Below are 19986 nucleotides of genomic sequence, written 5' to 3' on the forward strand. Positions count from 1 at the left end.
CCGCTATGAATAACACTCTTGTCGTTCGCCGCCGCTGCGCCAACGCGCTGCGCGCACTCTCGATGGACGCTGTACAGAAAGCCAAATCCGGCCACCCTGGCGCCCCGATGGGCATGGCTGACATTGCCGAAGTCCTGTGGCGTGATTTCCTGAACCATAACCCGCAGAACCCGTCCTGGGCCGATCGCGACCGCTTCGTGCTGTCCAACGGTCACGGCTCCATGCTGATTTACAGCCTGCTGCACCTCACCGGTTATGATCTGCCGATTGAAGAACTGAAAAACTTCCGTCAGCTGCACTCCAAGACTCCGGGCCACCCGGAAGTCGGCTACACCGCAGGCGTGGAAACCACCACCGGCCCGCTGGGCCAGGGGATCGCTAACGCAGTCGGTATGGCTATCGCGGAAAAAACGCTGGCGGCGCAGTTTAACCGTCCAGGACACGACATCGTCGATCACTTCACCTACGCCTTCATGGGCGACGGCTGCATGATGGAAGGCATTTCTCACGAAGTGTGCTCCCTGGCCGGTACTCTGAAACTGGGTAAACTGGTGGCGTTCTATGATGACAACGGCATCTCCATCGATGGTCACGTTGAAGGCTGGTTCACCGACGATACCGCGAAACGCTTTGAAGCCTACGGCTGGCACGTGGTGCGCGGCGTTGACGGTCACGACGCTGACGCCATCAAACGCGCGGTAGAAGAAGCGCGCACGGTCACCGACAAACCGTCCCTGCTGATGTGCAAAACCATCATCGGCTTCGGTTCGCCGAACAAAGCAGGCACCCATGATTCCCACGGCGCGCCGCTGGGCGACGCGGAAATCGCGCTGACCCGCGAAGCGCTGGGCTGGAAATACGCTCCGTTTGAAATCCCGTCTGACATCTATGCGCAGTGGGATGCGAAAGAAGCTGGCCAGGCGAAAGAAGCGGCGTGGAACGACAAGTTTGCCGCCTACGCGAAAGCCTTCCCGCAGGAAGCAGCCGAATTCACCCGCCGTATGAAAGGCGAAATGCCGTCTGACTTCGACGCCAAAGCTAACGAGTTCATCGCTAAGCTGCAGGCCAATCCGGCCAAAATCGCCAGCCGCAAAGCATCGCAGAACGCCATCGAAGCGTTTGGCCCGCTGCTGCCGGAATTCCTCGGCGGTTCTGCCGACCTGGCGCCGTCCAACCTGACCCTGTGGTCCGGCTCTAAGCCGATCAACGAAGACACCGCCGGTAACTACATCCATTACGGCGTACGTGAATTCGGTATGACCGCGATTGCCAACGGTATCTCGCTGCACGGCGGTTTCCTGCCGTACACCTCTACCTTCCTGATGTTCGTGGAATATGCGCGTAACGCGGTACGCATGGCGGCGCTGATGAAACAGCGTCAGGTGATGGTCTACACCCACGACTCCATCGGTCTGGGCGAAGATGGCCCGACTCACCAGCCGGTAGAGCAGGTGGCTTCCCTGCGCGTCACGCCGAACATGTCCACCTGGCGTCCGTGTGACCAGGTTGAATCCGCGATTGCGTGGAAATATGGCGTAGAGCGTCAGGACGGCCCGACCGCGCTGATCCTCTCCCGTCAGAACCTGGCGCAGCAGGAGCGTACCGCAGAGCAGCTGGCAAACGTGGCCCGCGGCGGTTATGTGCTGAAAGAGTGTGCCGGCTCGCAGCCGGAACTGATCTTCATCGCCACCGGTTCAGAAGTGGAACTGGCGGTTGCCGCGTGGGACAAACTGACCGCTGAAGGCGTGAAGGCGCGCGTGGTCTCCATGCCGTCCACCGACGCGTTCGACAAGCAGGATGCGGCCTATCGTGAATCCGTACTGCCGAAAGCCGTTTCCGCTCGCGTGGCGGTAGAAGCCGGTATCGCGGACTACTGGTTCAAATACGTTGGCCTGAACGGCGCCATCGTTGGCATGACCACCTTCGGTGAGTCTGCGCCGGCAGAGCAGCTGTTTGAAGAGTTCGGCTTCACCGTTGACAACGTTGTCGCCAAAGCGAAAGCACTGCTGTAATCGTCTCACCGCTATCGCCCGGAACGTTGCCGGGCGATACTCATAATGTGTTATTTTTTAGTTGCAATATTGTGACTACCGAAGCGATATGCTGCCGTCGTTTATGGCATATTCTTACTCTCTGGCGACCAAGAAGGAGCGTGAGATGCCACCTGAGTACGTTGATTACCTGATCCTCGGCGACGAGCACCATGGCGAAACTTACAGCGATATTAAATCTACCCGCCTGGCCGTACGTTCAAAGTATGCCTCAGATGCTAAACGCACCGTTGATGATGAGCCGATGGTTGCGCCGAAAATGGTGAACTATCATGTTCACGAATATCCAGCGCAGGATGGCCGTTTCTACCTGGTGGCCAGCAACTATCCTTTAAGCCATTTCGATGTTGAGGACGCGTTGATCAAATCCCGCGTCCATCCGCTGCGCGCGTAGCACCTGGCGTTTATCGGCGGGCAGCTTCCGGCTGCCTCGTCATCAATCCCATCTTTATCCTGTCTCTGCCGCGGTGTTGATCGTTATCGTGGAAGACCCTGCGGCGATTCCATCCGCCATGCCCATCAGCCTGTATAAGGAGAGCCTGTGATGCCTTCGCCGATGATTTATCAGCACTTAACTACCTCAGCGCTACTCGAACACGCGGCGCAGTATCATCGCGAGACGGAAATCGTCTCGGTGAGTACTGCCGGAGAAATAGAACGTAGCAGTTGGGGAGAAGTGGCCCGCAACGCCCGACGACTGGCCTCGGCGCTGGCGACGTTGGGCCTGCCCGCTGGCGCCCGCTGCGGTACGTTAGCGTGGAATAACCGTCGTCATCTCGAAATCTATTTCGCCGTCGCGTCTGGCGGTTGGGTGACGCACACGATCAATCCGCGGCTGTCGGTCGAACATCTGTTGTATATCATCAATGATGCCGCCGATGAGGTGCTGTTTATTGACCAGACTTTCCTGCCATTAATACGGCAACTGCAGCCACAACTACCGACGGTTAAACATATTGTATTGATGGAGCCGCATAGTGAAGACGCGCAGGATTTGCTGCCGTCATTACGCTTTTTTGACCAGCTGTTACAGCAGGGGGATGCCGACTATTGCTGGCCTGGGTTGAATGAGCTGACGCCTGCTTCGCTTTGTTATACCTCAGGGACCACCGGCAGGCCGAAAGGCGTACTGAATACCCATCGCTCGCTGGTGCTGCATGCGCTAAGCGGCAACCAGCCGGACGGTGCAGGCATTTCAGCGCAAGATTCGCTGTTGCCGGTAGTGCCGATGTTCCACGTCAACGCCTGGGGAACGCCGTTTATTGCCGCGATGGTCGGCGCGCGGCTGGTGTTGCCGGGGCCGCACCTGGATGGCGATAGCCTGTTGCGTCTGCTGAGCGCCGAGAAGGTCAGCGTGGCTTTTGGCGTGCCGGTGATTTGGGCCGGACTGCTGGCGGCGCTGCGTAAATCGGATCTTCGCCTGCCTTATTTCAAGCGCTCCTTCGTCGGTGGCTCGGCGTTACCGCCATCGATGAGAGAAGCGTTTAAGCGCGATTATGATATTGAGCTGATCCATGCCTGGGGGATGACGGAAACGTCGCCCATCGGCACGATCAATACGCTGCTCAGTAAGCACGCCGCACTCCCGGCGGAGCAGCAGCGTCAGCAGAGTGATGGGCAGGGACGGCCGATTTTCGGCATCGATCTACGGGTGGTGGATATCGACGGGAAACCGCTACCCTGTGATGGCAAAAGTCAGGGATATTTGCAGGTTCGCGGCCACTGGGTGGTCGATCACTATTTTGGTCGCGATGAGAGTGCGCTGACCGCTGATGGCTGGTTTGATACCGGCGATATCGGCACCCTCGACGTTAACGGCTATCTGGTTATCCACGATCGGGCGAAAGATATTATTAAATCTGGTGGGGAGTGGATCTCGACCGTCGAGCTGGAGAATATCGCCATCGCCCATCCAGCGGTGCGCAGCGCCGCAGCGATTGCCGCACGTCATCCGCGTTGGGATGAACGCCCGGTGCTGCTATGCGTCCGCGCTGAAGGGGGCGAAGTCGAAGAGGCCGATCTGCTGGCCTGGTATCAGGAGCGGGTGCCGAAATGGCAGATCCCCGACCGCATAATTTTTATCGATGCGTTGCCGGTTAGCGCCACCGGTAAGGTGCTGAAGAATCGCCTTCGTGACGAGTACGGCCAGATTTTAATGCGCGAGGAAAGATGACCACCGCTGAGTCTGTGCATTGTCTACAGCATCAGGCGGGTAGGGGGAAAAAGGCGGAACCAGGGTTCCGCCTTACGGGGTTAGCGCCCGGCTTTCAGTTTCTGGTAATACTCTTCATAAATGGCGCTGGCGCTGCCGACGTCATTTTGCCATTCGCCTTTTTCGATAGTGGCGGCATCCGGATACAGCGATTTATCGTTGGCGACTTCCGGGCTGAGCATTTTGCGCGCTGCCAGGTTTGGCGTCGGATAGCCGATAGTTTCGGCTACCTGTTTCGCGACATCAGGGCGCAGCAGGAAGTTAATCAACTTCAGCGCGCCGTCAACGTTTTTGGCATTCGCCGGAATCGACAGGCTATCCATCCAGAAAATGCCGCCTTCTTTTGGCCAAATCACTTCCAGCGGGGTACCTGCCTGACGCGCGACATAAGCGGAACCGTTCCAGACCATGCCAAGGTTCACTTCGCCTTCCATATACGGGTTTGCCGGGTTATCGGAGTTGAACGCCGCGACGTTTGGCATCAGCTTTCTCAGTTCGTTATAAGCCGCTTCAATCTCTTTTGGATCGGTGGTGTTGCCGGAATAGCCCAGTTTGCGCAGCGCCATCTGGAACACCTCGCGGGCGTCATCGGTCAGCAGCAGGCTGCTTTTATATTCCGGTTTCCACAGGTCGGCCCAACTGGTTACGGTTTTCGGGTCGATAGCATCGCTATTGACGCCGATTGCCGTCGCGCCCCAGATGTAGGGAATCGAGTAGTCGTTATTTGGGTCGAAAGGTTTGTTCAGCATCTGCGGATCGAGGTTGCTGAAGTTACTCAGCTTGCTCTTATCAATCTTTTGCAGCATGCCTTCTTTGCGCATTTTGTCGACGAAATAGGTTGATGGCACCACCAGATCGTAAGCGCCGTCTTTATAGGTTTTGAGCTTGGCGTACATGGTTTCATTCGACTCGTAGGTCGAATAGATCACCTTGATGCCGGTCTCTTTGGTGAACTGTTCCAGCAGGCCTGGCGGCACGTATTCGGTCCAGTTATAGAAGTAGAGCGTTTTGCTATCGTCCGCCTGCGCGGCGCCCATGCCCAAAGCCAGAGCGCCCGCAGCGAGCAGGTGGCGTGACCATTTTTTCATTTTAACGTCCCCTGAGTTTTATCACGTGCAATTAACTGACTGGCGATAACCATCACCAGCGAAAGAACCAACAGAATCGTCGCCAGCGCGTTCACTTCTGGCGAAACGCCGACCTTCACCATGGAGTAGATCTTCAGCGGCAGGATTTCATAACCCGGACCGGTGACAAACGAAGAGACCACCACGTCATCCATCGACAGGGTAAAGCTCAACAGCCACCCGGCCGCTACCGCCGGCAGCGCCAGCGGCAGGATGATTTTGCGCAGGATGGTCATCTCGCTGGCGCCGAGATCTTTCGCCGCTTCCAGCATGCGCACATCAAAGCCTTTCAGGCGAGAGAACACGGTCACCACCACGAATGGCAGGCAGAAGGTGATATGCGAAAACAGCAGCGACCAGAAACCCAATTGAATACCGATCAGCATAAACAGCACCAGCAGGGAGATAGCCATCACGATATCCGGGGACATCATCACGACGAATAGCATTCCGCTGACGAACGGCTTACCGCGAAAACGGTAGCGATACAGCGCCACGGCGGTGAGCGAGCCGATAAGCGTGGCGAAGGTTGCCGACAGCACCGCCATGGTCAGCGAGTGCTGGGCGGCCTGCAGCAGGCTATCGTTATTCATCAGCAGGCTATACCAGTCGGTGGTGAAGCCTTGCCAGTTAATACCAAAGCGTGAACGGTTAAACGAGTTAACGATCAGAATAATAATAGGGATGTAGAGATACGCGTAAATGGCGGTCATAAAGCCGCCGCGCAGCAGTCGACCGATCATTCCAGCTCCACCTTTTTATTCAGCAGACGCGCCGCGCGCCAGTAAATCAACAACATCAGCCCCATCACCAGCGTTAAGGTAATACTGGTCGCCGCGCCGAACGGCCAGTCGCGGATATTAAGGAACTGACTCTTGATAACGTTGCCGATCAGCAGGTTTTTGGCGCCGCCCATCAGGTCTGAGACGTAAAAGAGCCCCATTGCCGGCAGCATCACCAGCAGACAGCCGGCGATAATTCCCGGCATGGTCAGTGGAATAATGATGCGGATAAAAGTCTGCAGCTTGCTGGCGCCGAGATCTTTTGCCGCCTCCAGCAGCGGGCGATCCAGTTTCTCAATGCTGGAGTAGAGCGGCATCACCATAAACGGCAGCAAAATATAGACCAGGCCGATGATCACCGCTGACGGCGTGTACATAATGCGTACCGGCGTATCGATAACCCCCAACCACAGCAGGAACTCGTTCAGATAGCCTTTGGTACTGAGGAAAATCTTCAGCCCATAGATACGGATTAGCGAGTTCGTCCAGAACGGGACGATCAGCAGGAACAGCAGCAGCGGGCGTATCTTTTGCGGCAAGCGCGCCAGGAACCACGCGAACGGATAGCCCAACGCCAGGCAGGCGAGGGTCGCCATCAGCGCCATATTCAACGAATGCAGCAGCACATCGTAATAGAGCGGATCCAGCAGCCGCGAGTAGTTATCCAGCGTGAAGACCATTTTGACGAAGTTCGCATCGTCGCGGGTCAGGAAGCTGGTGGCGATGATCATCAGGTTGGGCAAAAAAACGAACAGCACAAGCCAACCCACGATAGTGGCGATCACCACATTCTGGAATTTACTGGTGTTCTTCATCGGCCAGCACAACCTCCCAGCTTTCTACCCAATTAATCGCCATTTTCTGGTCGAGTGAGTGGTCAAAGTCCGGATCGTCTTCATTGAAGAATTCGCTGACCATAACCATCTTGCCGTTTTCCAGCTCAACAACCGACTCAAGGGTCATCCCCTTGTAGTTGCGCTCACGCACGTAGCCGATAAGCCCGTCAGCTTCGCTGCCGTGATGAATTTCATCCACGCGGAGATCTTCCGGACGGAGCAGTACGTTCAGCTGTTGCCCTTTTTCAACGGCGAAGTTGACGTAGATATTGCACTCGCGGCCTTCGACGCAGGCGCGCACGCGCTGTTCATCCAGACGTTCAATGACGGTCGCGTTGAAGATGTTGATTTCGCCAATAAAACTGGCGACGAACAGATTCTTCGGCTCTTCGTAGATTTCACGCGGAGTGCCGTCCTGCTCGATTTTGCCATCGCGCATCACCACAATGCGGTCGGACATCGTCAGGGCTTCTTCCTGGTCATGGGTGACGAAAACAAAAGTGATGCCGAGCTTGCGCTGTAGCGCTTTGAGTTCGTTCTGCATCTGCTTACGCAGCTTGTAGTCGAGCGCCGAGAGGGATTCATCAAGCAGCAGCAGACGCGGTTTGTTGACCACCGCCCGGGCGATGGCGACACGCTGCTGCTGGCCGCCGGAGAGTTGGTGGGGCTTACGCTGGGCAAACGCCTCCAGCTGTACCATTTTCAAAGCGTCCATCACCCGCGGGGTGATTTCTGCCGCCGGGGTTTTCTGCATCCGCAGGCCGAAGGCGACGTTTTCAAACACGGTCATGTGCGGGAAAAGCGCATAGCTTTGGAATACGGTATTGACGTGGCGGTTTTCCGCCGGAACATGGGTGATATCCTGGTCTTCAAGGTGGATACGTCCGACATCGACGCTTTCCAGACCAGCGATTAGACGAAGAACGGTTGTTTTACCGCAGCCAGAGGGGCCAAGCAGGGTGAGAAATTCACCATTATTGATGGTTAAGTTGAGATCGGAGATAACGGTCTTACCATCAAAGCTTTTGCGAATTCCCGCCAGTTGTACCAGCGGAGAAAGCGAACGCGGTTGTATATTCAATTTTTGACTCTGTCCCATGTAGACGCAACGGAAAAGGGATCGCTGCGGGGTTTGTGATTAACCACCTTTGGGGTTGCACATAATTAATAAGGGCCAGCATTTTACGGCAAACGATTGTAATCGCCAATCATTGTTGTACCGCGGTGTACCACCTTTACACATAATGCATGTAAATGTATTAAATTTTGGTTTACGGGCTAAAAATGACCTGACGCAATATTTGTCTTTTCGCCCTTATTGATAATGTTGTCACAAAAAAAGAGGGTGGCCACATGGATAAATTGCTTGAGCGTTTTCTGCAGTATGTTTCTTTAGATACGCAATCGAAGCCTGGCGTGCGTCAGGTTCCCAGTACCGAAGGGCAGTGGAAGCTGCTGCGTTTGCTGCAGAGCCAGTTGGAAGAGATGGGGCTGGTCAACGTGACGCTAAGTGAAAAGGGCACGGTGATGGGGACGCTGCCGGCCAACGTCGCAGGCGAAATCCCGGCCATCGGTTTTATTTCCCACGTTGATACCTCGCCGGATTTCAGCGGCAAGAACGTGAATCCGCAAATTGTCGAAAACTACCGCGGCGGCGATATCGCCCTCGGCATCGGCGATGAAGTGTTGTCGCCGGTGATGTTCCCGGTCCTGCATCAGCTGTTAGGCCAGACCCTGATTACCACCGATGGTAAAACGCTGCTCGGCGCCGACGATAAAGCGGGCATCGCAGAGATCATGACGGCGCTGGCGACGCTGCAGGCGAAAAAGATCCCTCACGGCGATATTCGCGTCGCCTTTACGCCGGATGAAGAAGTCGGCAAAGGCGCGAAGCACTTTGACGTCGCCGCGTTTGATGCCCGCTGGGCGTACACCGTGGATGGCGGCGGGGTCGGCGAACTGGAGTTTGAAAATTTCAATGCCGCGTCGGTAACTATCAAAATCGTTGGCAATAATGTGCATCCCGGCACGGCTAAAGGGGTGATGGTTAACGCTTTATCGCTGGCGGCGCGTATTCACGCCGAAGTGCCGGCCAGTGAGGCCCCGGAAACCACCGACGGTTATGAGGGTTTTTATCACCTGACCAGCATCAAGGGCAGCGTCGACCGGGCGGAGATGCACTACATTTTGCGCGATTTCGATCGCAAGCAGTTTGAAGCGCGCAAACGCAAAATGATGGAGATCGCCAAAAAGGTCGGTAAAGGGCTACATCCGGATTGCTACATCGAACTGGTGATCGAAGATAGTTATTACAACATGCATGAGAAGGTGATTGCCCATCCGCATGTAGTGGACATCGCGCGTCAGGCGATGGTGGACTGCGATATCGAGCCGCAGATAAAGCCAATCCGTGGCGGTACGGACGGCGCCCAGCTCTCTTTCATGGGCTTACCGTGCCCGAACCTATTTACCGGCGGCTACAACTATCACGGTAAGCACGAGTTTGTCACTCTGGAGGGCATGGAGAAAGCCGTGCAGGTGATTGTGCGGATTGCGGAGCTGGCGGCAAAACGTTAAACCCAGATCCCGGTCCTGCAGGCCCGGTAAGGCGTGAGCCGCCACCGGGCAAAAAGAGTCCATATAAGCTGAAGAGGAGGGAACCTCTGATGTCAAATTATCGCCGTAGTTATATCCCCGGCGGCTGCTGGTTCTTCACCGTAAACCTGCAAAATCGGCACAGCGATCTGCTGACACGACATATTGATCATCTTCGTGCCGCGATAGCCTGTGCTAAACGTAAAAGACCTTTCCAGATTAACAGTTGGGTTGTGTTACCTGAACATATGCACTGTATCTGGACGTTGCCGGAAGGCGATTCCGATTATTCCGGTCGTTGGCGGGAAATTAAAAAGTCTTTTACGCGTGCGTTAGCGCAAAACCAGATCTGGCAGCCGCGTTTTTGGGAACATGCCATCCGTAATGATGAAGATTATCGGCGCCATATGGATTACGTTTATATCAATCCAGTGAAATATCGGCTTGTTGGATGCGTGAGGGATTGGCCATATTCAACGTTCCACCGCGATGTGAGGAAAGGGTTATATCCTGAAGATTGGGCTGGGGATACGGTCGAAATAGATGCCGGAGAGCGGCGGTAATATGCCGGATGGCGGCTACGCCTTATCCGGCCTACGGTACCGATGCCATTTGTCGGCCCGGTAAGCGCAGCGCTACCGGGCAGGGTGTGGGTTGATGTGGTTTGTAGGCCCGGTAAGCGTAGCGCCACCGGGCAGGGTGTGGTTGATGCCGTTTGTAGGCCCGGCAAGCGCAGCGCCACCGGGCAGGATGTGGGTTGATGCCATTTGTAGGCCCGGTAAGCGTAGCGCCACCGGGCAGGGTGTGGTTGATGTCGTTTGTAGGCCCGGTAAGCGCAGCGCCACCGGGCAGGGTGTGGTTGATGCCGTTTGTAGGCCCGGTAAGCGCAGCGCCACCGGGCAGGATGTGGGTTGATGCCGTTTGTAGGCCCGGTAAGCGTAGCGCCACCGGGCAGGGTGTCGACTCAGTCCTCGAAGAACCAGTATCCGCTGTTGACCAGCGCCGCCAGCATGGCGAGGAAAGATGGGTCTTCCAGCGCATCGCCGAAATGTTCGGCGCGTAGCGACAGATGCGTTGCCAGGGCGTCAAGCGCCGGGCGGTGCGGAGAGTCGATTTTCTCGCCGTTGACGAACACTTCGCCATCGATCCGCAGCACGCGAAGGCCGCCAAGGCGGGCGAGCTTATCGCCCTGCTGCAGCGCATCGTAAATTTCATCCGGCTGGTATGGCGGCTCCGGCGGCGCTACGTCAAGCTCGTGGCGGGATTGGGTAATGAACTCACCAAACCACTGCTTAAAGTGTTCAGGTTGGTTAATCAGCCCCAGCATCATCTCACGCAGGCGATCCAGTTCAACCGGCAGAATATCGGCCGGATGGTCGCGGGATGGCACGTCCGGATCGGCATAGCGCTGGCTGCCCAACTCTCGTTGCAAAATATAGTCAGCAAAACCGCTGAACAGCTCGCGGGCATTCGGCGCACGATAGCCGACCGAATAGTTAAGCGAATTTTCCAGCGAATAGCCTTCATGTGGGAATCCTGGCGGAATGTAGAGAATATCGCCAGGTTCCATCTCTTCATCGATGATGGCCTCGAATGGATCAACCTGTAGCAGATCGGGATGCGGGCAGTGCTGCTTCATCGGCACCTTTTCGCCCACGCGCCAGCGTCGGCGGCCGGTGCCCTGAATAATAAACACGTCGTATTGATCAAGGTGTGGACCCACACCGCCGCCGGGAACGGAGAAAGAGATCATCAGGTCATCGATACGCCAGTCCGGCAGGGCGCGGAAGGGATGCATCAATGCCGCCGTCGGCTCGTGCCAGTTGTTCACCGCTTGCACCAGCAGCGACCAGTTGTTCTCGCTAAGATGATCGTAGCTTTCAAATGGACCATGGCTGACCTGCCATTTTCCGTCCTGATGGCTCACCAGGCGGCTGTCGACCTCGCTCTCCATGGCCAGGCCGGCCAGTTCATCCGGGCTGATTGGGTCGATGAAATTGGCGAAGCCGCGCTTTAACACTACCGGGCGTTTTTGCCAGTAGCGTTCGATGAAGTCGGGCCAGTTAAGCGTTAATTGATAGTCCATATTTATATTCCACAGCAGGTGTCTGTCTGGGATTATAACGGATGCGGCGCCGCGGCGATGCAGGCGCCGTTAAAAAACTGTTGCGTTAGCTCTCTTTATCATCAGGAAGCTGGCGGCCAAAGATAACTTCCATGCAGGCGCCGCCGAGCAGGCTGTCACCGGTCAGGATATCGCCGTCGTACTGTTCGACGATATCGCGGGCGACAGACAGGCCTACCCCCTGACCCGGACGCAACGTATCGGCGCGCTGGCCGCGATCGAACACCGCCGTGCGCTGGTTGCGGGGGATACCGGGGCCGTCGTCCTCCACCAGAATATGCAACTGGTTGTCGTTGGTCTGGCGTACCGAGACTTCGACAAACTCCAGACAGTACTTGCAGGCGTTATCGAGAACGTTGCCCATCACTTCCATAAAGTCGTTCTGCTCGCCGACAAAGCTTATCTCCGGCGAAATATCCAGCGTGATGTTGACCCCTTTACGCTGGTAGACCTTATTTAAAGCAGAGGTCAGGCTATCCAGCAGCGGGGCGATGGGGTGCAGTTCCCGGCTGAGAAGCGCATTGCCGCTGCGCATGCTGGCGCGGTGCAGATAGTAGCCGATTTGCTGCGAGATGCGGCTAATCTGTTCCAGCATTACCGGCTCAGCTTCGCTGACGCTGATTTTCTCGCCGCGCAACGAGCGTAGGGTGCTTTGCAGCACCGCCAGCGGCGTTTTCAGGCTGTGGGTTAAGTCAGTGAGGGTGGTTCGGTATTTGTCATAGCGGTCACGCTCGCTTTTCAGCAGGCGATTGAGGTTACTGACCAGGCCGGTAAGTTCACGAGTGGTGTGAGAATCGAGCCTCTCACGATGATGTTCTTCCAGCTCGCGGACCTCTTTCGCCAGGGATTCGATAGGGCGTAAACTCCACCAGGCGGCAAGCCACAGCAGCGGAATGACCAGCAACAGGTTGGCCGCCAGCACGTAAATAAACCAGCTCCACACCATATAAGAGCGTTTTAGCTCCACCGGAATGGTGTCGACCACCACAATACTCAATTGCGGCATCGTCGCGGTGGCTGGATAGAGATTAATCGCCACCGAGTGCGTCATCTCCGAGGAGTCGTCTTCCTCGCGGATGGCGTCAAGCTGTTCGCGCATTTCATCATTATTGCGCAGCAGCAGACTACTGCTGCCAACATCGGCTTCTATTTCATGAAAGCCGTTGCTTTTCAGCCATTCAGGTTGGATCCGCTTCACCAGCCACGGGACGTCATGCTGCGCCCACAGCAGTTTACCTTTGGCGTCGTAAATCAGCGTCACCGTCGGGCTCTGCATGTTCAGGTGTTCGGGGATATCGACATCGATGTGGTTATTTTCCCACTTCGCCAGCATGTAGAACAGGTTGCTCTCACCGCGCAGCAGGCGGAAGGTGGTTTTATCAAAGCTCACGCTGTAGCCTACCAGCGCAACCATGCCGTACGCCAACGACAGGATCAGTACCACGGCGGCGGTCGCCAGCAGAAAGCGGACGCGCAGAGAAAGCGGAAGAATATGTCGTAACACGCTTTTCATCCGCGCAGTTCGAATAAGTAGCCCTGGCCGCGCACGGTGGTGATCACGTCCTGCGGATATTGCGCCTGGATTTTCTTACGCAGCCGCCCCATCAACACATCGATGGTGTGGCTTTCGCGGAGTTCGGCATCCGGGTAGAGCTGCAGCATTAGCGAATCTTTGCTCACCACTTTGCCGCGGTTACGGATCAGCGTTTCCATGATGGTGTACTCAAAGGCGGTGAGCTTGATCGGCTGTTCATTGACCGATAACTCGCGGCGCGATAAATCCACCTGGAACGGCGGGATCGAGATAACCTGCGAGGCCAGGCCGCTATTGCGACGCAGCAACGCCTGCATGCGGGCGGCGACCTCTTCGATATGGAAGGGTTTGGTGACGTAATCATCGGCGCCAGCGCTCAGCACCTCAACTTTATCCTGCCAGCCTTCACGGGCGGTCAGCACCAGTACCGGTACCGATACGTCGTGACTGCGCCAGCGGCGGATTAGCGACAGACCGTCTTCATCCGGTAGGCCGAGGTCAACGATGGCGACATCCGGAATATGCTCGCCCAGGTAGTAGTCTGCTTCCTTTGCATCTTCCGCAGCATCCACCTGATGCCCCAATTCCTGTAGCTGGACCTTGAGGTGATGGCGCAGCAGAGCATTATCCTCAACGACGAGTACGCGCATGCCCATTCTCCATTTCATTTTCGATTTTAATAGTTTAACGCCATTATGTGGGGCTGGGGGTAAACATTATTTAAACCAGGCGGGAGAGCGTGTTTTTCTGCGTGGAAAGCGGGGGATTGCCAGGTAGCATGCGCGAAGAGATTGCCCATGCTACCTGAGTCAGGCCGGTTACTTCAGCTCGTCGACCATGGTGGTCGCGCGGCCGATGTAGTTAGCCGGGGTCATCGCCTTCAGGCGGATTTTTTCTGCTTCCGGCAGCGGCAGGCCGTCGATGAACTGCTGCATGCCTTCGGCATCAACGCGCTTACCGCGGGTCAGCTCTTTCAGCTTCTCGTACGGTTTTTCGATACCGTAGCGGCGCATGACGGTCTGGATCGGCTCAGCCAGCACTTCCCAGTTGTGGTCCAGTTCGTCCAGCAGACGATCCTGGTTCAGCTCCAGTTTGCTCACGCCTTTCAGCGTGGATTGGTACGCGATTAGCGCATAACCGATACCTACGCCGAGGTTACGCAGCACGGTGGAGTCGGTCAGGTCGCGCTGCCAGCGGGAAACCGGCAGTTTGCTGGCCAGATGCTGCATCACGGCGTTCGCCAGGCCGAGGTTGCCTTCGGAGTTTTCGAAGTCAATCGGGTTCACTTTATGCGGCATGGTCGAAGAGCCGATTTCGCCGGCGATGGTTTTCTGTTTGAAGTGGTTGAGCGCAATGTAGCCCCACACATCGCGATCGAAATCGATCAGGATGGTGTTGAAGCGCGCCATGCAATCGAACAGTTCGGCAATGTAGTCGTGCGGCTCGATCTGGGTGGTGTACGGGTTCCATTGAATGCCAAGCGAAGTAACGAACTCTTCGCTGAACTGATGCCAGTCAACTTCCGGATAGGCAGCGATGTGGGCGTTGTAGTTACCGACCGCGCCGTTGATTTTACCGAGGATTTCCACCTGATTCAGCTGACGGTACTGGCGCTCCATACGGTAGGCGACGTTGGCCATCTCTTTGCCCATGGTGGACGGGGTAGCCGGTTGACCGTGGGTACGAGAAAGCAGCGGTACGTCACGGTATTGGGTCGCCAGATCTTTAATCGCGTCAATCAGCTTGCGCCAGTACGGCAGCACCACTTCGTCACGTGCGGTTTTCAGCATCAGCGCGTGCGACAGGTTGTTGATGTCTTCAGAAGTACAGGCGAAGTGAATGAATTCTGACACCGCGTGCAGCTCGGCGATATCGGCGACTTTTTCCTTGAGGAAATATTCTACCGCTTTCACGTCGTGGTTGGTGGTGCGTTCGATGGTTTTGATACGCTCCGCGTCCTCTACGCTGAAGTCGGCAACGATTTTATCAAGGAAACCGTTTGCGTCGGCAGCAAAAGCAGGAACTTCCTTGATCGCTGCGTGCGCGGCCAGTTTTTGCAGCCAGCGGACTTCTACCTGTACACGGAATTTCAGCAAACCGAATTCGCTGAAGATACCGCGCAGCGCGCTGACTTTATCGCCGTAGCGGCCGTCTACGGGGGAAACGGCGGTCAGTGAGGATAATTCCATAAATCATAACTCCGGGGTTAAATGAGCAAGAATTTGTTTTGCCTGGTTAACCAGACGATTGCGAGAAAACATGAGCTGCAGACGTCCGCCGCCAACCTGATGCCAGAGCACGGCGGAACGAATGCCGGCGAGCAGGGTAGAACGGACTTTCGCCTGAACCTGCGGGCTTTGCAGCACGGCAGGGGAACCTGTGACCTGAATGCGCGGCCCCAGCGGGCTGATGACGTCAACGTAAATGCCGGCCATCGCGCTGAGCAGCGTTTCAGATTGTAGATCAAAATGTTCTAACTGACGGCGCAGGCCGCCGATGCGGTTGCCGAGGGTATCCATCGCCCCTTTGCTGGCGGCGAGTTTACGTTCCAGCACCATCAGGCTTAATGTGTAGCGGGTGAGTTCCGCGTTGAGGCCCTGACGGCTGCTGGTATTCAGCACGCCGAGCAGAGTCTCAAGCCCGAGACGAAGATTGGCTTCACTCCCACCGAATACCGCCAGGGTTGAATCCGGGTCGAGATCGATGATGCTGTTCAGCGAAACGTGCAGGGCGTCGCTGTCGCAATGCCCCTGATGCGCCAGTTGCTGAACCAGCCGCGCCGCCTGGCATACGCCCGCCAACGCCAGAGTGATGTCATAATAATTCTTCGCCACGCTTACTCCTTGTAACCCGCCGGGCGTTAATCAGGCATCCGGCGGAAAATGGTCGATCAAGACGCCAGCGGCAGACGCTGTTCGATAATTCCGCCGCCGAGACACACTTCGCCGCTATAGAAAACAGCCGACTGTCCCGGCGTCACGGCGGCGACGGGTTCATCAAAGATAACCTCGATGCGGTCGTCATCCAGCGCCTTCACGGTGCAGGGGATGTCGGTCTGGCGGTAGCGGGTTTTCACCGTGCAGCGAAGGGTGCCCTGCAGCGGCTGACGATCGACCCAGTGTAACTGCTGGGCAATCAGGCCGACGGACATCAGACGCGGGTGATCGTGACCCTGGGCGACGATCAGCACGTTGTTTTCCACGTCTTTATCGACCACATACCACGGATCTTCGCTACCTTCTTTGGTGCCGCCGATGCCGAGCCCTTTACGCTGGCCGAGGGTGTGATACATCAGCCCCTGGTGTTCGCCGATCTCATCGCCGTCGACGGTGATGATTTTGCCCGGCTGCGCAGGCAGATAGCGGCCCAGGAAGTCGCGGAACTTACGCTCGCCGATAAAGCAGATGCCGGTAGAGTCTTTTTTCTTCGCGGTGATAAGATCCAGCTCTTCGGCGATTTTACGCACCTGCGGTTTTTCCAGCTCACCGACCGGGAACAGACTTTGCGCGATTTGTTCGTGGCTGAGGGTGTAGAGGAAATAGCTCTGGTCTTTATTGCCGTCGAGCCCGCGCAACAGTTGGCTTTTGCCGTTGACATCGGCGCGGCGCACGTAGTGACCGGTGGCGATGTAGTCAGCGCCGAGGTCTTCTGCGGCGAACTCAAGGAAGGCTTTGAATTTGATCTCTTTGTTGCACAGGATATCCGGGTTCGGCGTACGGCCTGCTTTATACTCTTCGAGGAACAGCTCGAAGACGTTATCCCAGTATTCTGCGGCAAAGTTGACGGTATGCAGTTCAATACCGAGCTTATCGCAGACGGCTTGCGCGTCGGCGAGGTCGGCAGCGGCGGTGCAGTATTCCTCACCGTCGTCTTCCTCCCAGTTCTTCATGAACAGGCCTTCCACCTTATACCCTTGCTGTTGCAGAAGGTAGGCGGAAACAGAGGAATCGACGCCGCCGGACATGCCGACGATCACTTTTTTTGGACTTTCTGACATTGGAATACTCACCACATTGAACTTCAAGGCGGCGTATTCTAGCACGCGTCAACCGTTCAGGCACCCCCTGTGAACGGCCAGTTAAATTCCGCAATCAGCGACAGCGGATGCCGCGGATCCTGCTGATAGCTGCGAATGCTTTCCGCCACCAGCGGCGAGCGCAGGTTTTTAGCGTTAAGAATTTCCTCAGCGCTGAGCCACAGACAGCGGTCGATGTCGCTGTCGTGCGGTTCAGTAGCGCACGTATCGTTAAGCTCAATGGCAAACAGGAAGCGCAGGAACGGCGTATTATCCGGGGCCTGCCACTGGTGCATGCGGATGAAGTGCTGCGGCGCGGCGCGAATACCGGTCTCCTCCCACAGTTCGCGTTCGGCGGCCTGCGCCAGGGTCTCATTGGCCTCAAGATGACCAGCTGGCTGGTTCCATAGCGCTTTGCCGTTAATCGTCTCTTCAACAATCAGGAATTTGCCTTTGGCGTGAACCACGCAGGCGACGGTGACGTGCGGTTTAAACATCGAGCTTCCTTATGAATGCGGTTATTCGGTTTGACGCCACTCGCCGTTGGCTAAACCATCAAGCGTATAGCCGCCCATGGCGTAGCGAATTAGCCTTAGCGTCGGAAAACCGACGTGGGCGGTCATCCGGCGAACCTGACGGTTGCGCCCCTCATAGAGGGTGATTTTTAGCCAGCGAGTGGGAATCGATTTACGCTCGCGAATCGGCGGATTGCGCGGCCAAAGCCAGGCGGGTTCATCCACCAGCTCCACGCCGGCGGGTAGGGTGAGTCCATCGTTTAGCGTCACTCCGTCGCGCAGCGCGCGGATCGCTTCTTCTGTAGGTTCGCCTTCCACCTGAACGTAGTAAATTTTGCCGGTGCGCTTACCGGGCTGGGTCAGTTTTGCCTGTAGCGCGCCGTCGTTGGTCAGCACCAGCAGACCTTCGCTGTCGCGGTCAAGACGACCGGCGGCGTAAACACCGGCGACAGGGATAAAATCCTTCAGCGTGCGGCGCCCGGACTCGTCGGTAAACTGCGGCAACACATCGTAGGGTTTATTGAACAAGATCACAGTTTTAAGCTGGCGTTCTTTACGTTGTCTGGTCACTTGTTGTGTGCTGAATCGCTCAACGCGATGTTTTCTAAATGAAGTTTTCTGCATGGTATTTTCAGGCTCTCTCAATTGCCGCATTATAGCCTAATTACGAATGCCTTTCATGGACGCAAACATTCAGGTAGTATTGACATGCTCATTACAAATTATTAACAAAAAATTGCTCAAACCGATTCGCAATACAGGCAGGAAGGCAACACGGACGCGAATCTCCGGTTAGCGGGGCAACCCGGTACTCAGGAGTAGGCCGACTAAGCCAACACCAGGCTCGCGTGAAGAGGAAAGAGCAGAACCAGAAGCGCTCGAAGGAGAGGTTAATGGAAAGCAAAGTAGTAGTTCCGGCGGAAGGTCAGAAAATCACCCTGCAAAACGGCAAACTGAACGTCCCTCATAACCCGATTATCCCGTTCATTGAAGGTGACGGTATCGGTGTTGACGTTACCCCAGCGATGCTGAAAGTGGTTGATGCCGCCGTTGAGAAAGCCTATAAAGGCGAGCGTAAAATTTCCTGGATGGAAGTTTACACCGGTGAAAAATCTACCCACGTTTACGGCCAGGATGTCTGGCTGCCTGCTGAAACCCTCGATCTGATTCGTGATTACCGTGTTGCTATTAAAGGTCCTCTGACGACGCCAGTTGGCGGCGGCATCCGTTCTCTGAACGTGGCGCTGCGTCAGGAGCTGGATCTCTACGTTTGCCTGCGTCCGGTACGTTACTATCAGGGCACCCCGAGCCCGGTTAAACACCCGGAGCTGACCGATATGGTTATCTTCCGTGAAAACTCCGAAGATATTTATGCGGGTATCGAGTGGAAAGCAGACTCTGCCGAAGCTGACAAAGTTATCAAATTCCTGCGCGATGAGATGGGCGTGAAGAAAATTCGCTTCCCGGAACATTGCGGTATCGGCATCAAGCCGTGCTCTGAAGAAGGAACCAAACGCCTGGTACGCGCCGCTATCGAATATGCGATCACTAACGATCGTGATTCCGTGACCCTGGTGCACAAAGGCAACATCATGAAGTTCACCGAAGGCGCGTTCAAAGACTGGGGTTACCAGCTGGCTCGCGAGGAGTTCGGCGGTGAGCTGATCGACGGCGGCCCGTGGGTGAAAATCAAGAACCCGAACACCGGCAAAGAGATCGTGGTTAAAGACGTGATCGCCGATGCGTTCCTGCAGCAAATCCTGCTGCGTCCGGCTGAATACGATGTTATCGCCTGTATGAACCTGAACGGCGACTATATCTCTGACGCCCTGGCGGCGCAGGTTGGCGGTATCGGTATCGCGCCGGGCGCCAACATTGGCGACGAGTGCGCGCTGTTCGAAGCCACCCACGGTACCGCGCCGAAGTATGCCGGCCAGGATAAAGTGAACCCAGGTTCCATCATCCTGTCTGCAGAAATGATGCTGCGCCACATGCAGTGGTTCGAAGCCGCAGACCTGATTGTTAAAGGCATGGAAGGCGCCATCGCCGCCAAGACCGTGACCTATGACTTCGAACGTCTGATGGAAGGCGCTAAGCTGCTGAAATGCTCTGAGTTCGGCGACGCGATCATCAAAAACATGTAATCCATTTTTCTGGATTAATGCGAAACGGGAGCCTAAGGGTTCCCGTTTTT

The 19986-nt window shown here is 56.0% G+C and carries 19 protein-coding genes; 7 read left to right on the forward strand and 12 right to left on the reverse strand.

Annotated features, from left to right (window positions below; translation table 11 throughout):
• The first annotated feature begins 5 nt into the window (after positions 1 to 5).
• From tkt to ABLU78_RS05160, 3 genes are all read left to right on the forward strand, one after another.
• Positions 6 to 2012, forward strand: coding sequence for a transketolase (tkt, locus tag ABLU78_RS05150; RefSeq protein ID WP_142966255.1), 2007 nt, complete (start codon positions 6 to 8; stop codon positions 2010 to 2012).
• Positions 2013 to 2157: 145 nt separating this feature from the next.
• Entirely contained in the window at positions 2158 to 2445 is a 288-nt protein-coding gene (locus ABLU78_RS05155) for a hypothetical protein (protein ID WP_015367155.1), read from the forward strand.
• Between the two features lie 150 nt (positions 2446 to 2595).
• Positions 2596 to 4224, forward strand: coding sequence for a long-chain fatty acid--CoA ligase (locus ABLU78_RS05160; protein ID WP_042892242.1), 1629 nt, complete (start codon positions 2596 to 2598; stop codon positions 4222 to 4224).
• An 80-nt stretch (positions 4225 to 4304) separates the two neighbouring features.
• Here the strand turns inward: ABLU78_RS05160 and potD are convergent, their stop codons facing one another.
• The 4 genes from potD to potA are packed head-to-tail and all read right to left on the reverse strand — an operon-like array spanning position 4305 to position 8107.
• Entirely contained in the window at positions 4305 to 5351 is a 1047-nt protein-coding gene (gene potD, locus ABLU78_RS05165) for a spermidine/putrescine ABC transporter substrate-binding protein PotD (RefSeq protein ID WP_015367153.1), read from the reverse strand.
• On the reverse strand, positions 5348 to 6133 hold the full coding sequence (gene potC, locus ABLU78_RS05170) for a spermidine/putrescine ABC transporter permease PotC (protein WP_012968557.1): 786 nt from the start codon (positions 6131 to 6133) through the stop codon (positions 5348 to 5350). The genes potD and potC overlap by 4 nt, the downstream gene beginning before the upstream one ends.
• Entirely contained in the window at positions 6130 to 6987 is an 858-nt protein-coding gene (potB, locus tag ABLU78_RS05175; protein ID WP_047053791.1) for a spermidine/putrescine ABC transporter permease PotB, read from the reverse strand. The genes potC and potB overlap by 4 nt, the downstream gene beginning before the upstream one ends.
• Complete coding sequence (gene potA, locus ABLU78_RS05180) at positions 6971 to 8107, reverse strand: spermidine/putrescine ABC transporter ATP-binding protein PotA (protein ID WP_015705060.1); 1137 nt, start codon at positions 8105 to 8107, stop codon at positions 6971 to 6973. Before potA ends, potB begins: the two co-directional genes overlap by 17 nt.
• A gap of 254 nt (positions 8108 to 8361) precedes the next feature.
• Between potA and pepT the strand changes: the two genes are divergently transcribed.
• From pepT to ABLU78_RS05195, 3 genes are all read left to right on the forward strand, one after another.
• The gene (gene pepT, locus ABLU78_RS05185) at positions 8362 to 9585 is read left to right on the forward strand and encodes a peptidase T (RefSeq protein WP_015705061.1); all 1224 of its coding nucleotides are present in this window, start codon (positions 8362 to 8364) and stop codon (positions 9583 to 9585) included.
• Positions 9586 to 9674: 89 nt separating this feature from the next.
• Positions 9675 to 10166, forward strand: coding sequence for a transposase (locus tag ABLU78_RS05190; RefSeq protein ID WP_015705062.1), 492 nt, complete (start codon positions 9675 to 9677; stop codon positions 10164 to 10166).
• 94 nt (positions 10167 to 10260) lie between these two features.
• Complete coding sequence (locus ABLU78_RS05195; RefSeq protein ID WP_162866948.1) at positions 10261 to 10518, forward strand: hypothetical protein; 258 nt, start codon at positions 10261 to 10263, stop codon at positions 10516 to 10518.
• Between the two features lie 49 nt (positions 10519 to 10567).
• On the opposite strand, the gene ABLU78_RS05200 is transcribed toward ABLU78_RS05195, so the two are convergent.
• The 8 genes from ABLU78_RS05200 to rluE form a co-directional block, all read right to left on the reverse strand.
• On the reverse strand, positions 10568 to 11689 hold the full coding sequence (locus ABLU78_RS05200) for a cupin domain-containing protein (RefSeq protein WP_015367148.1): 1122 nt from the start codon (positions 11687 to 11689) through the stop codon (positions 10568 to 10570).
• 85 nt (positions 11690 to 11774) lie between these two features.
• Positions 11775 to 13241, reverse strand: coding sequence for a two-component system sensor histidine kinase PhoQ (gene phoQ, locus ABLU78_RS05205; RefSeq protein WP_015705063.1), 1467 nt, complete (start codon positions 13239 to 13241; stop codon positions 11775 to 11777).
• A complete protein-coding gene (gene phoP / locus ABLU78_RS05210; protein ID WP_015367146.1) occupies positions 13238 to 13912 on the reverse strand; it encodes a two-component system response regulator PhoP in 675 nt (224 codons plus the stop codon). The genes phoQ and phoP overlap by 4 nt, the downstream gene beginning before the upstream one ends.
• A 168-nt stretch (positions 13913 to 14080) precedes the next feature.
• On the reverse strand, positions 14081 to 15451 hold the full coding sequence (purB, locus tag ABLU78_RS05215) for an adenylosuccinate lyase (protein WP_015367145.1): 1371 nt from the start codon (positions 15449 to 15451) through the stop codon (positions 14081 to 14083).
• 3 nt (positions 15452 to 15454) lie between these two features.
• Positions 15455 to 16096 carry a high frequency lysogenization protein HflD gene (gene hflD / locus ABLU78_RS05220; protein ID WP_015367144.1) on the reverse strand — a complete coding sequence of 214 codons (642 nt, stop codon included), beginning with the start codon at positions 16094 to 16096 and terminating at the stop codon, positions 15455 to 15457.
• A 56-nt stretch (positions 16097 to 16152) separates the two neighbouring features.
• Positions 16153 to 17259 (reverse strand): tRNA 2-thiouridine(34) synthase MnmA, encoded by a 1107-nt coding sequence (gene mnmA, locus ABLU78_RS05225; RefSeq protein WP_015367143.1) that lies wholly within the window; start codon positions 17257 to 17259, stop codon positions 16153 to 16155.
• A gap of 56 nt (positions 17260 to 17315) precedes the next feature.
• The gene (locus ABLU78_RS05230) at positions 17316 to 17774 is read right to left on the reverse strand and encodes an NUDIX hydrolase (RefSeq protein WP_015367142.1); all 459 of its coding nucleotides are present in this window, start codon (positions 17772 to 17774) and stop codon (positions 17316 to 17318) included.
• Positions 17775 to 17795: 21 nt separating this feature from the next.
• Positions 17796 to 18446 (reverse strand): 23S rRNA pseudouridine(2457) synthase RluE, encoded by a 651-nt coding sequence (rluE, locus tag ABLU78_RS05235; RefSeq protein WP_046883767.1) that lies wholly within the window; start codon positions 18444 to 18446, stop codon positions 17796 to 17798.
• Positions 18447 to 18685: 239 nt separating this feature from the next.
• On the opposite strand from rluE, the gene icd reads away from it, so the two are divergent.
• The gene (gene icd / locus ABLU78_RS05240) at positions 18686 to 19936 is read left to right on the forward strand and encodes an NADP-dependent isocitrate dehydrogenase (RefSeq protein ID WP_015705065.1); all 1251 of its coding nucleotides are present in this window, start codon (positions 18686 to 18688) and stop codon (positions 19934 to 19936) included.
• The last annotated feature ends 50 nt before the right edge of the window (positions 19937 to 19986 follow it).

The sequence above is a fragment of the Klebsiella sp. JN_Kp122 genome (assembly GCF_040062085.1).
GTDB lineage: Bacteria > Pseudomonadota > Gammaproteobacteria > Enterobacterales > Enterobacteriaceae > Klebsiella > Klebsiella aerogenes.